10 protein-coding genes are annotated in these 12,949 nt (G+C 67.4%); 2 read left to right on the forward strand and 8 right to left on the reverse strand.

What is annotated here, in order from left to right; genetic code table 11:
- The first annotated feature begins 79 nt into the window (after positions 1 to 79).
- Positions 80 to 487, forward strand: coding sequence for a hypothetical protein (locus DEI95_RS12580; protein WP_111060446.1), 408 nt, complete (start codon positions 80 to 82; stop codon positions 485 to 487).
- Between the two features lie 373 nt (positions 488 to 860).
- On the forward strand, positions 861 to 1,760 hold the full coding sequence (locus DEI95_RS12585) for an MFS transporter (protein WP_111060447.1): 900 nt from the start codon (positions 861 to 863) through the stop codon (positions 1,758 to 1,760).
- A gap of 548 nt (positions 1,761 to 2,308) precedes the next feature.
- Here DEI95_RS12585 and DEI95_RS12590 read toward each other — a convergent pair.
- The 8 genes from DEI95_RS12590 to nrdH all read right to left on the reverse strand — a co-directional run bounded on the left by DEI95_RS12590 (position 2,309) and on the right by nrdH (position 12,949).
- On the reverse strand, positions 2,309 to 2,746 hold the full coding sequence (locus tag DEI95_RS12590; RefSeq protein ID WP_146243659.1) for a hypothetical protein: 438 nt from the start codon (positions 2,744 to 2,746) through the stop codon (positions 2,309 to 2,311).
- Positions 2,743 to 7,923 (reverse strand): DUF6531 domain-containing protein, encoded by a 5,181-nt coding sequence (locus DEI95_RS12595; RefSeq protein WP_111060449.1) that lies wholly within the window; start codon positions 7,921 to 7,923, stop codon positions 2,743 to 2,745. The genes DEI95_RS12590 and DEI95_RS12595 overlap by 4 nt, the downstream gene beginning before the upstream one ends.
- A gap of 540 nt (positions 7,924 to 8,463) precedes the next feature.
- Positions 8,464 to 8,673: a hypothetical protein gene (locus tag DEI95_RS12600; RefSeq protein WP_111060450.1), complete on the reverse strand. Its 210-nt coding sequence runs from the start codon at positions 8,671 to 8,673 to the stop codon at positions 8,464 to 8,466.
- A gap of 66 nt (positions 8,674 to 8,739) precedes the next feature.
- Positions 8,740 to 8,919 carry a hypothetical protein gene (locus DEI95_RS12605; RefSeq protein ID WP_111060451.1) on the reverse strand — a complete coding sequence of 60 codons (180 nt, stop codon included), beginning with the start codon at positions 8,917 to 8,919 and terminating at the stop codon, positions 8,740 to 8,742.
- A 38-nt stretch (positions 8,920 to 8,957) separates the two neighbouring features.
- Positions 8,958 to 9,959 (reverse strand): class 1b ribonucleoside-diphosphate reductase subunit beta, encoded by a 1,002-nt coding sequence (nrdF, locus tag DEI95_RS12610; protein WP_058725585.1) that lies wholly within the window; start codon positions 9,957 to 9,959, stop codon positions 8,958 to 8,960.
- Between the two features lie 100 nt (positions 9,960 to 10,059).
- Positions 10,060 to 12,165 (reverse strand): class 1b ribonucleoside-diphosphate reductase subunit alpha, encoded by a 2,106-nt coding sequence (nrdE, locus tag DEI95_RS12615; protein WP_111060452.1) that lies wholly within the window; start codon positions 12,163 to 12,165, stop codon positions 10,060 to 10,062.
- A 17-nt stretch (positions 12,166 to 12,182) separates the two neighbouring features.
- Positions 12,183 to 12,599, reverse strand: a complete 417-nt coding sequence (gene nrdI / locus DEI95_RS12620; protein WP_110825847.1) for a class Ib ribonucleoside-diphosphate reductase assembly flavoprotein NrdI — start codon at positions 12,597 to 12,599, stop codon at positions 12,183 to 12,185.
- 116 nt (positions 12,600 to 12,715) lie between these two features.
- Positions 12,716 to 12,949: a glutaredoxin-like protein NrdH gene (gene nrdH, locus DEI95_RS12625; RefSeq protein WP_058769310.1), complete on the reverse strand. Its 234-nt coding sequence runs from the start codon at positions 12,947 to 12,949 to the stop codon at positions 12,716 to 12,718.

Genomic DNA, 12,949 nt, shown 5'->3' on the forward strand with positions numbered 1-12,949 from the left:
CGTGACCACTGATCTTCGAGAACGATCGACGGCCGGGCAGCTCGAGTGGCCCGCCGTGTCCTGGCCGAGGCTGCCGTAGATGGACGACCAGGACACGCGCGCAGGCCTCGCGTACGGCTCATGGCCGGAGTCGGAGTTCGACGACCAGCGCACCATCGCCCAGGTCAACAGCAGCCGGAAGGCATTCCGCATCACGGCCAGGACCGGCTTCATCATCGCGCCGGCGATGTTCCTCCTCCCGCTCATTTACCCGCTGCTCGGCCTCGGGTGGCACTTCCTGCCGATCATCTGCATGACGGCGGCGTGGGCCGTCCTCGTATCCGCGTGCTCGTTCGCTGCGATGACCGCCACGGAGCCAGCAGGTCGCCCCTGGGTGCACCAGGTGTGGGCGGTACCCGCGGCCGTCCTCGCGATGATCCCCGGCGGCATCGCCGCCTTCGCGCTGTACGGGTCGATCGTCGCAACGGTCTACCAGGCAACGAAGTGACGGGCGGGCGCCCCTGCACCCGCAGGACCCGCGCCTCCCGGCCCGGAACGGAGGCGCGCGAGCGCCGCTGAGCCGAACGGCGTGCGGTACCAGCCGTTGCTGGGGCGACGTGGACGCTGCTGGCGTTCGTCGGTCTGGTCCGACGACGGGGAAGGTGGCGACGATGCCGCTCAGTGCCCCTCGCGGACTGTTCCCCACGAAACCCGCGCCCGAGCTCGTCGGACCGCGGCCCGTCCCTCCCGGAGTCATGGCAACGCAGCACTGAGCTGACCGACACGGCCAGCCCTCCTCGCCGCGAGCGTTCTGCTCGCGTGCTCCTGCACGCCCGTGCCGCCGCTCGGCGGCGGTGCGACGACCTCACGGGAACACCTCCATGCGCTTCACCCCTGCCCGGTTCCGGGCTCCACTCGCGAGCCTGCACGAGCACCGCTTCGTCACGTCCGCGGTCCTGACCGACACCATCGGCGCCGGCCTCACGCTGCCGCTGACGATCGTCTACTTCACGATCACCACCGACGTGTCCCTGGCGGTGATCGGTGTCCTCTCCACCGTCGCATCGCTGGTGGCCCTCCCGATCGGACTCGTCGGCGGCGTCCTCACCGACCGGTTCGGTGCGAGGGCGTCGATGGTCCTCAACAACCTGCTCTCCGCAGCGGGCTTCACGCTCTACCTCTCCGCCCACGATCCGGTGGTGATCTTCGCGGCGTTCTTCCTCGCCAACGCATCCGAACGGCTCTACTGGACCTCGTGGATTACGTACGTCCACGACCTCGCGGCAGGCCGCCCGTTCGAGCGCTGGTTCGCATTCCTCGAAGCGACGAAGGCCGCCGCCCTCGGTGCAGGCGCGATCGTCGCCGCGGTCACCCTCGCGCACGGACACCAGGACGGGTTGCGGTGGCTGGTCCTCGCCAACGTCGTCACCAGCGTCGCAGCGGCCGTTGTGTTCGCCACGCAACGCACCGGCCATCGAACCCCGCAGGCAGCGGCACCGACGGGAGCGGGACCAGCCGGTGCCTCCGGGCTGCTCCGTGCGCTTCGTCGCCGACCGGTCGATGCGTCTCATCGCGCTCGGCCAGTTCCTGATCGGCCTCGCCATGCTGCTGCCGAACGTCGCGTTCAGTGTCCTGTTCATCGAGCGGTGGGGCATGTCCCCAGCGGTCGCACCCATCCAGTTCGCCATCGCCACAGGCCTGTGCGCACTCTTCCCGCGCCGTCACCCGGTGGGTCGCCAGGCGACGGCGCGGGACGCTCATCGCGCTCGGCGCCGTCCTGACCGCTGCGACGACGGCACCGTTGATCGTCCTTCCTCCGCTGCACGGACCGGGCGCGTGGTCCTACGTCGTCCCGGTCGCGGTCTTGCTGGCCGGGCGGACATGATCTCCCTGCCCGCGGCGAACGCGGTCATGGCTGCGGCTCCGCAAGGTTCTCGACATGGACTCGGCGAGCGCGAAGGTGCTGGGTTCCATCGCGCTCGCCTTCGGCCTCATCTTCGTCGCGACATCGGTCTGCGCCTCACACGTCCCGAAGGAGACGTGCTGCTGGGCTGCTCACCACAGCGCTGGGCGTCCTGTGGGTCGGAGCAGGGGTGTGGTCGTGGCGCTTCGCGCTCCGCAGGTCGGCTGGCGGCCGGTAGGCAAGCCTCCAGCTCGTGGCGACCTGCTGATCCGAGCTGCCCAGTCCGTCTCATCGAAGTGACCTTCGAGCACCCGGTGAACCCCCACCGGCAGGGCATCCTGCAGATCCGCGCCGCCACGACTCCCCGATCGTCGTCGCGGTCCCCGTCGGGACGGTCACCGGACAGGCTGTGGGAGAGGCTTCCGGTCAGTCCGACGACGAACGGACGAAGAGGTAGTCGGGATGTGGCACATCGAGTGATCCGCTGTAGAAACCGAGTGCTCCGTTGGTCGGGTAGCCCTGGCGCACGAAGTGGTCATCGAAGTAGAACCGGATGCCGGTCGAGTCACCGTCGGCCACCTTCCATCGTCCGGAGAAGCTCGCCGAGTCCTCGCCGTTCGCACAACCCGGAGGGCTCGTCGCAGCGTTGCCGGTTCGGCACGCGAGGTCGATCGGGATGTTGCGCGCTGTGTACGTCCGGTCCGCCGACACGGTGAACTCCGTCGCTCGGTCGCCGTCCGCACCCTCGAGCACCCAGGTGCCGGCGTAGTCCTCCGGCTCGGGCTGTGCCGTGACGGCGCAACCGGTCAACAACAGCGTCAGCACCGCGATCGACGTCGCGATGCCCGCCGGGTGTCTCGTCACCACTTCACCTTCTCCTTCCACGTGAACCGCTCTGTCACCCGTGAGAACGGCCCGTGGTCTCCAGCGGCTCGGTTCAACGCGTCGTAGTCGAGCCCGGGGATCCGCAGGGCCGAGCCGAGCGTGGTCTCGTTCGTCGCCGTGTACTCGACCACGGCGGTTCCGTCGTCGCCCTTCGACACGACCCTCGCATCCACGTCGTACGTCCCGAGGGCAAGGAGAGTTCGGTTCCGTTCGGACGCCACCGGCCAGGTGACGACTGTGCGGATGTCTCGCAGGAGGTTCTGGTTCGTCAACGACGCGGGTCCCGCCTGGTAGCCGTACCCGGTCGCGACGCCTGTCTCCTTCAAGTCGTCGAGGATGTCCCTGCGCTGGTCACCCGGCAGCTCGTTCTTCACGACCTGCGTCATCTTGCTGTCCGATCCGTAGAGCAATGTCCGGGGTGACGTGCCAGTCGCCCACCCGAAGAGCATCTCGCCCTGCCCACTCGTCAGGACGGTTCCGGCGTAGAAGTCCGCCGCCATGCCGACGGGGATGCCGACCATCGGGAGCGGACTGAGCGCGCCGAGGACGACGCCGGGACCTGGCCTGCGTGGGTCGAGGAGTGACATGCCGAGCAGCCACGACAATGCGTGTGAGGCGTGCAGGTCCCCATCCATGGAGAAGGCGCTGTTGTTCGACCAGTGGTACGAGATCCCGAGCAAGCCCTGCCGGCCAGCTCCGTACGCCGCGAGTTCAGCGTCCGTGATCGGTCGGAGTCCGGACGGGTCGGTCTGGTTGACCGGATCGTTACCAGCGAAGGCGTACGGGTTGTCGGCCCAGGCCGCACCTGCCACCGGGGGCAGGGGATCTGGGGACAGGAACGCCCGTGCCGACGGGTCGTACGCTCGTGCTCCGCTCAGTTCGAGCCCCGCGACCATGACGGTGCCGGTCGGGCTGACCCCGATGCCGTCTGGGAGGCTCGGTGACGTCGCGACGTCGGCCGAGGACCACGGGTCGTGCATCTGCGCAGAGCGCGCCTGGCGCCAGCCTGAAGTCGCCCAGATCCCGTCGACGCCGAGCATCCCCGGCGCGGAGACGATCGGAACCTCACCGATCGACAGCAGGGTGGGCACGGGCGCCGTCGGGTCCCAGCAGAGCGTCGTTCCGTCGACCTCGGCGAGTTCACCGAGAGCGTTCACCCACAGGTCGAAGCGCTTCACGCCTGCCCCGTCTTCACGCACGACGGCGCGGAGCTGACCGAGCTCGTCCCACTCGTACGTCGTGGTGCCTTCGTCGGTTGCGGCGAGGACACGCCTGCCCGAGCCGTCGTACTCGAATCGGACGACCGCGGTCCCATCGCCACGACGTTCGGCCTGCAGGAGCGCTCCGGCAGGATCGTGCAGGTACGAGGTGTCCCCGGACGCGCTTCGCTCCTCGATCATCCGGCCGGACCGGTCGTAGGTCCAGGTCGACGCAGTCATCCCGGTCGCGGCCACCAACTGCGACGCCTCGTCGTACTCGTACGTCACGGTCTTGCCGTCCGGATCCAGCACGGACGTGACACGCCCTCGGCTGTCGCGCTCGAGCGTGGTCGTCCCCCCGCCTGACGTGTGCCCGACGACGAAGCCATCGCGGTACTGCCACGACTGACCTACGGACCCGGCGACGACCTCGGTCAGTCGGCCATCACCGTCGTGTCGGAACGAGGCGTCGGGGAAGTCGGGTCGCCTGATGCCGGTCAGGATGCCCGCACGACCGCGGTCGTACTCGGTCCTGACTCCGTCTGGAGTGGTCATCGCGCGCTGATTGCCAGCGGCGTCGTACTCCCATCGGGTCGTCGTGCTCCGCCCGGCACGACTCGTCGTGCGCCGGACCAACTCCTGCCGGGCGCCGTACTCCAGCCGGTGCACGGTCTGCTCACCGTCGGGGTGGGTCATGTCGGTGATCGTGACCGATCGGCCGGACTCGTCCCGCGCGACTGCCGCAACGAGTCGGCCGTCCTGACGGACCTCGGACAGCCGCCCAGCTGGGTCGTGGCCCCAGGTGGTCGTGTGGCCATCGGGATCCCTACGGGCTGTCGGCCGGCCGGCTGCATCCCGCGTCCACGCCACGGCGCGGCTCATCGAGTCGGTCGAGGATGCCACGTCACCGCGCCCGGTCCAGGTGGTCAGCGTGCGCCCGCCGGAGGGGCTGACCACCTGCGTCACCCGCCCGAGGACGTCTCGGTGAAAGGTCGTGGAGTGCCCGAGCGCGTCGTCGACCGCGACCGCCTGACCGGCAACGTCCCGGGTGATCGTCCGTCGACCGTTGGATGGGTCGTCGACAGTGACCAGACGTCCGGCAGGATCGTGACCGTACCGCGTCGTCCCGATGCCGGGCACTCGTTCCGCAACCAGCCGTGAACAGGCGTCGTACTCGAACGTCGTGACGGCTCCTGAGGGCTCGATGCGTTCCACGATCCGCGAGTCCGCATCGTATCCGAGCATCGTCCGGCCACCATCTGAGTCGGTCCACGCCGAGAGCCGACCACAGACGTCGTACTCGATGGTCGCACGGTCACCGAGCGGCGAGGTCCCGGCGACGACGCGGCCCGCGAGGTCGAAGTCCAAGAACGGTACTGACGCAGGACGGTCTGGCTGCTCGACGACGGAACGGACACCGGTGGGATCGATCCGGGCCGTGGGGCGCGCAACGGCGTCGTACTCCCGGAGCCATCGCCCACCTTCCGGGTCCGTCACCTCGCGCAGTCGCGAGAGCCCATCGTGGAGCATCGTCCAGCGGGTACCGTCTGGCTGGAGGAGTTCGTGCAGGTTGCCCAGACGGTCGTACCTGATGTCGCTCGCCCGTCCCAGCGGATCCGTGGCGCGCGTGAGGCTTCCACTCGCTCCGTACTCGAAGGTCGTCTGCCCACCAACCGGATCGACGACCGAGGTGACACGACCACCAGCGTCGCGTTCGAGTTCCCATACGGAACCATCCGGGGCCTCACATGAGGTCACGCGGCCGGCGGGGTCACGCTCGAAGCGCGTTCGGTGTCCCATGGGTGTGGTGGTCGTGACGACGTGACCAGCGTCGTCCCGCGTGTACCGAGTCGTCGCGCCCAGCGCGTCCGTGACGGCGACGAGATCACCCGAACGGTCGTAGTCGTACGTCAGCACGACACCCGCGGGGTCCTCGACGCGGACGAGCAGATCGTCGACCCAGGTCAACGTGAAGCGCGCACCCCGTTCGTCGACGACGAGCGAAGGCGACGTCGCAGAAGAGTCGGCGTACTCGAACGAAACCGTCCGCCCGTGGCGCTCGACACTGTGCACGCGGTCGTGATCGTCGTGGGCCACGAGCGTGTCGGTCCCGTCCGCGGCAACCGTCCGAGTAAGGCGGCCACGGTCGTCGTACTTGTGAACCGCGACTGACCCGTCTCGCGCGGTCGAGGCCACCAGGTTCCCGTGCTCGTCGTGGCTCAACGATTGTCGTTGACCATCTGAGTCGGTGATCGAGACCACACGACCGTGCCGATCGGATGTCCACGTGTTCGACTGTGTGCCGTCCTCGTCGGCGACCGATGTGACCCGTCCGGGAAGGTACGCGAACCGGATCGTGCGGCGGTGCGGCGTCGTCTGCAGGACCACCCGACCGTGCTCGTCGTAGGTGTTCGCACACTCGACGACGCCGTCCGCAGCGGTCACCCGCTCGATCCGACCGTCGACGTCCCACGAATATGTCCGTGTTCCGCCGGGACCCGTCACCGTTCTGAGTGCACCGTCGTCGGCGTACTCGTACGTGACCGTGCGGCCGTCGGAAGAGCGCGCCGAACGGACCAGCCCGTCGAGGTGCAGGAGGTCGATGAACCGTCCGCGTCGGTGCTGGAGCCGCACGAGCCTCTCGTCGCCGTCCCGCACGGCCCTGGTGGTCGCCGCGCTCCCGGTACCGGCCGCGATCCACAGCCCACTGGGTGTGAACGACCACCAGGAGCCGGCATTGTCGCGGACGACGAGGACCACCCCACGGTCGGCCGTCGAACCCGCCGAAGGGTCGGGTTCTGGTGCCAGCCACAGGTTCTCTCCGACGGCACGGACCGCTGTGTCGCCCCGGGTCGGGAACGTGCTCCGTCGTCCGTCGTCGTGGACCAACTCGATGTGGTCGGCGAGGACTTCGAGGCGCTGGTCGAGGACGGAGGACCAGCCGCGACCGAAGGACCCACCGACGACGTCGAACGAGTTGTACATCCGCGTGAGCTCGAAGCCCTCAGCGCCTCCGGCGAAGGAGAGGTCACGCTCCAGCTCGACGAAGTTGCCGGTCGCCGTGTTCACGGGGTCGGCTGCGAAGCCACTGGTGGGGACCGCGCCGAGCAACGAGGGCTTGCCGAAATCGAGGTCGGTCCGCGTCCTGCCCACCCCTGCCGCCAGGAGCGCGGCCAGGAGCGAACTGTCGTTCAGCGAGACGACATCGCCGCTCGCCCCGGCTGCCTCGAAGGCGGCTGCGACCGTGTTCGCCCAGTCCACGTCGCCTTCGTTCGCGGCCAACCAGGCCCGGAAGCCCGCGAGGAGCGGCGACAGGTCGGCGCGGCCGAAGTCGCACCTCTGGGCGAAGCCCGCCAGGGCAGCCGCTATCCGCCCCGGCAGCGCCTGCACGCTGCCGTTGAGGGAGGTGGTTCCGGAGGCGAACGATCGGAGATGGTCCGGTCGCGCAGACGAGACACTGCCCCCGGTACCCGGACCGGCGCCCGGCGGCGGCGTGCTCCTCGTACGCGCCGTGTAGCTCGTACTCGGGAAGGCCGGAACGTCGACCTTGCCACTGCTCGGCGGAGGTTCCTCACCGAAGATCTGGTCCCAGGTGCTGTCAACGAGGTCAGACCGGCGGGCCATCACGCGGTCGCGCCAGGCCCGGGCCTCGCGCCGGCGGGTGTTCTCGGCGCGCGCGGCATCGCTCAGCGCACGGATGCCGCTCGCGACCTCGCCGAGCTTCGTGGTGAGCTCGCGCGCGTCCTCCTGGGCGATCTCCGCGTTCGACCGGAACGTCTCTGCGAAACCGCCTGCGAAGTCGGTGCCGGCCAGCGTGACGAGCGCCGCGCGCGACGGAGACTGGAGCTCCACCGTTGTCTTCGCCAGGTCGCACTGCCGTGCGAGGTCGTCGGCCGCGGCGAAGTCGTACGTCAGGTCCGGCAGCGCGTACGCGGTCAGGTCTGTCGGTCCAGTCACCGTTGTGTCCCCCCATGGAATGCGGTGTTGTCTCAGTCGAACCTAACGCAGGCTCGTCGCCCGCGTGCCGCCGATCCTCGAGGGAACCAGCCCGATTGAGCGGACCGCCTGAACGAGGTGTTCGCATGGCGAGGACCGGCTTCATCGGCGCACGGCGATGTTCCTCCTCCCGCTCGCCTACCCGTTGCTCGGTTGCGGTCGAGCTTCGTGGCGATCGTCAACACGACGGCAGCGTGGGCAGTCCTGGTGTCCGCGTCCTCGTTCGCGGCGATGGCGGCCACGAAGCCGGGTGGTCACCCGTTGGTGCACCCGGTGTGGGCGGACCCCGTCTCGATCATCATGATGGTCTCCGGCGCCGTCACCGCGCTCTTGGTCTCAGCGCTGGTCAGTGGAGCGGTGGAGCGGTGGAGAACGCGACCACGTGACAGCCGAACGCCGTCACGTCAGCGGGATGCGGGCCTCCATACCCGGACTGGAGGCGCGGTGGCGGTCCGTCCCGGCGCTCGCGTTGCCGCGCGTCACCCTGGTACAGGGAGACGCTCAGTCCCAGGGGCCGTCCGCGGTTCCGAGGTGCTCTGCACCTAGCGGCGTGATCGGCAGTGCCGCGAGGCTCGCGGTCCCCACCTGCAGGAGCGCCGCTCGTGAGGTCCCGACGCGTCCGATCGCCCCCATCCCCTCGATGACCGCGCAGAAGTAGGTGCCGAGCGCCTCGGCGTCGGCGTCGGCCTCGCCGGCTGCCTGCGCGTCCACGATGCAGGCCGTGTAGCCGGCGCGGATGGTGTCGAAGGTTTCAGAGACGGTGGGGCGACCTCAGGGTCACGGGCTGACAGCTCCACCGCAGCGCGGAGCAGCAGCGAGGGCACCCCCTGCGCCGCCCCGTGCTCGACCAACGAACACCAGCTGCGTCCGGATCCGGGCAATCGGGTACTCCGCACTCCGCAGGACGGTCTGCACGACCTCGACGGCCTCGGCGGTGTCACTGAGGAACGCGCGCATGAAGAGTTCCTTCTTGCCGCCGAACGGGCCCTCTCAAATCAGAAGTCCCAGTCCTCGTCCTCCGTCACGACCGCCTTGCCGATCACGTACGACGAGCCCGACCCCGAGAAGAAGTCGTGGTTCTCGTCCGCGTTCGGCGACAGCGCCGACAGGATCGCCGGGTTCACGTCCGTCGTCTCCTTGGGGAACATCGGCTCGTAGCCCAGGTTCATCAGCGCCTTGTTGGCGTTGTAGTGCAGGAACTTCTTGACGTCCTCGGTCAGCCCGACACCGTCGTAGAGGTCCTGCGTGTACTGCACCTCGTTCTCGTAGAGCTCGAAGAGCAGGTTGAACGTGTAGTCCTTGATCTCCTGCTTGCGCTCCTCGGAGGCGCCCTCGAGGCCCTTCTGGAACTTGTAGCCGATGTAGTACCCGTGCACGGCCTCGTCGCGGATGATCAGGCGGATCAGGTCGGCGGTGTTGGTGAGCTTCGCGCGCGAGGACCAGTACATCGGCAGGTAGAAGCCGGAGTAGAACAGGAACGACTCGAGCAGCGTCGAGGCGACCTTGCGCTTCAGGGGGTCGTCACCCGTGTAGTAGTCGAGGACGATCTGGGCCTTCTTCTGCAGGTTCGGGTTCTCCGTGGACCAGCGGAAGGCGTCGTCGATCTCGGGCGTCGAGGCGAGCGTCGAGAAGATCGACGAGTAGCTCTTCGCGTGCACCGACTCCATGAACGCGATGTTCGTGTAGACGGCCTCTTCGTGCGGGGTGATCGCGTCGGGGATCAGGCTGATCGCGCCGACGGTGCCCTGGATGGTGTCGAGCAGCGTCAGGCCGGTGAAGACCCGCATGGTGAGCTGCTGCTCCTCCGGCGTGAGGGTGTTCCACGACTGCACGTCGTTCGACAGCGGCACCTTCTCGGGCAGCCAGAAGTTGTTGACCAGCCGGTTCCAGACCTCGACGTCCTTGTCGTCCTGGATGCGGTTCCAGTTGATGGCACTGACCGCGCTGATCAGCGGGATGGACTTGCCCGTGGCGTGGACCGGGTCGGTGAGGGTCATGGCTTTCTTCCGGGTGGTGGTGAGCGGAACAGGTGTCGGACTGGAGGCGCGTGGCGGGGTCGCCCCGCGCCTCCAGTCCGAAGGGTGATCGCGTGAGCGATCAGAGCATGCAGCTGACGCAGCCCTCGACCTCGGTGCCCTCGAGCGCGAGCTGGCGGAGACGAATGTAGTAGATCGTCTTGATGCCCTTGCGCCATGCGTAGATCTGCGCCTTGTTGATGTCGCGCGTGGTTGCGGTGTCCTTGAAGAACAGCGTCAGCGACAGGCCCTGGTCGACGTGCTGGGTGGCAGCGGCGTACGTGTCGATGATCTTCTCGGGGCCGATCTCGTACGCGTCCTGGTAGTAGTCCAGGTTGTCGTTCGTCATGAACGGCGCCGGGTAGTAGACGCGGCCGAGCTTGCCTTCCTTGCGGATCTCGATCTTCGACGCGATCGGGTGGATCGACGACGTCGAGTGGTTGATGTACGAGATCGAACCGGTCGGCGGGACGGCCTGCAGGTTCTGGTTGTAGATGCCGTACTGCTGGATGGAGGCCTTCAGCGCCTTCCAGTCGTCCTGCGTCGGGATGGTGATGTTCGCGTTGTCGAACAGCGACGCGACGCGGGGCGTGGCCGGCGTCCAGACCTGGTCGGTGTACTTGTCGAAGAACTCACCCGACGCGTACTTCGAGTCGCGGAAGCCGTCGAAGGTCTCCCCGGTCTCGATGGCGATGTTGTTCGAGGCGCGCAGGGCGTGGAACAGCACCGTGTAGAAGTAGATGTTCGTGAAGTCGATGCCCTCTTCGGAGCCGTAGTACACGCGCTCACGAGCGAGGTAGCCGTGCAGGTTCATCTGGCCGAGGCCGATGGCGTGCGACTTGTCGTTGCCGTCCTCGACCGAGCGGACCGACGAGATGTGCGACATCTGCGAGACCGAGGTCAGGCCGCGGATGGCGGTCTCGATGGTCTTGCCGAAGTCCGGCGAGTCCATCGTCAGCGCGATGTTCAGCGAGCCGAGGTTGCAGGAGATGTCCTTGCCGATCTCCTTGTAGGACAGGTCCTCGTTGAAGGTGGTCGGGGTGTTGACCTGCAGGATCTCCGAGCACAGGTTGGACATGTTGATCCGACCCTTGATCGGGTTCGCCTTGTTCACCGTGTCCTCGAACACGATGTACGGGTAGCCCGACTCGAACTGGATCTCGGCGATGGTCGTGAAGAAGTCACGCGCCTTGATCTTCGTCTTCTTGATACGCGAGTCGTCGACCATCGCGCGGTAGTTCTCGGAGATCGGGACGTCACCGAACGGAACGCCGTAGACCTTCTCAACGTCGTACGGCGAGAACAGGTACATGTCCTCGTTGTTCTTCGCGAGCTCGAACGTGATGTCCGGCACGACGACGCCGAGCGAAAGGGTCTTGATGCGGATCTTCTCGTCAGCGTTCTCGCGCTTGGTGTCGAGGAACTTCATGATGTCCGGGTGGTGCGCCGACAAGTACACGGCACCGGCACCCTGACGCGCGCCGAGCTGGTTGGCGTACGAGAAGGAGTCTTCCAGCAGCTTCATCACGGGGATGATGCCCGAGGACTGGTTCTCGATCTGCTTGATCGGGGCGCCGGCCTCGCGGATGTTCGACAGGAGCAAGGCCACGCCGCCGCCGCGCTTCGAGAGCTGGAGCGAGGAGTTGATGCCGCGCGAGATCGACTCCATGTTGTCCTCGATGCGGAGGAGGAAGCAGGAGACGAGCTCGCCGCGCTGGGCCTTCGCGGTGTTGAGGAACGTCGGGGTGGCGGGCTGGAAGCGGCCGGCGATGATCTCCTCGACGAGGTCGATCGCGAGCTGCTCGTTGCCCTGAGCCAGGCCGAGCGCGGTCATCACGACACGGTCCTCGAAGCGCTCGAGGTAGCGCTTGCCGTCGAACGTCTTGAGCGTGTAGCTCGTGTAGTACTTGAACGCGCCGAGGAACGTCTGGAACCGGAACTTCTTCGAGTACGCCAGGTCGTTGAGCTGCTGGATGAACTCGAGCGAGTACTGGTCGATCGTGGCCTGCTCGTAGTACTCGTTTTCGACCAGGTAGTCCAGCCGCTCCTTCAGGTTGTGGAAGAAGACGGTGTTCTGGTTGACGTGCTGCAGGAAGAACTGCTTGGCCGCCTCACGATCCTTGTCGAACTGGATGTTCCCGTCCGCGTCGTAGAGGTTGAGCATCGCGTTGAGGGAGTGGTAGTCCATCCCCGTCTGCGGCGACGTCAGATCGACGTCTGCAACTGCTGCGTCCAAAATGCTTCCAATCCTGAGTTGACCGCCGACACGTCGTCAGGGGTCCCGAAGAGTTCGAATCTGTAGAGAACGGGCACGTGGCACTTCTGTGCGATCACGTCGCCCGCGAGACCGTAGGCCTCGCCGAAGTTCGTGTTGCCGGCGGCGATCACGCCCCGGATCAGTGCCCGGTTGTGTTCGTCGTTGAGGAACTTGATGACCTGCTTGGGGACCGCTCCGTGGCCGTTGCCGCCGCCGTAGGTGGGCAGGACGAGCACGTACGGGCCGTCCGCGTGGAGGAACGGCTCGCTCGGGAGGAGCGGGATCCGGTCGGCGTCCTGGCCGAGCTTCTCCACGAACCGGGCGGTGTTGCCCGAGACACTCGAGAAGTAGACGAGGCGGCTCATGGTGCGCTCCCTGGCGAGGTGCGGACTGCGGACCGGAGGGGTGTGGCGGGGGCGGGACGAGCCTCCAGGCTGTCTGCCCGCCACCGGGCGACGCGGGCCGGACGGCCCGCGTGGCGTCAGGCCAGTTCGGCGCTGAGGGTGGCGATCTTGTCGGGGCGGAAGCCCGACCAGTGGTCGTCGTCGGTCACGACGACGGGGGCCTGCATGTAACCGAGGCTCTTGACGTGCTCGAGTGCGGCTTCGTCCGTGGAGACGTCGTGCACCTCGTACTGGATGCCCTTGTTGTCGAGGGCGCGGTACGTCGCAGTGCACTGGACGCAGGACGGCTTGGTGTACACGGTGACGGCCAT

Source organism: Curtobacterium sp. MCBD17_008, from assembly GCF_003234475.1.
Taxonomy (GTDB): Bacteria; Actinomycetota; Actinomycetes; order Actinomycetales; family Microbacteriaceae; genus Curtobacterium.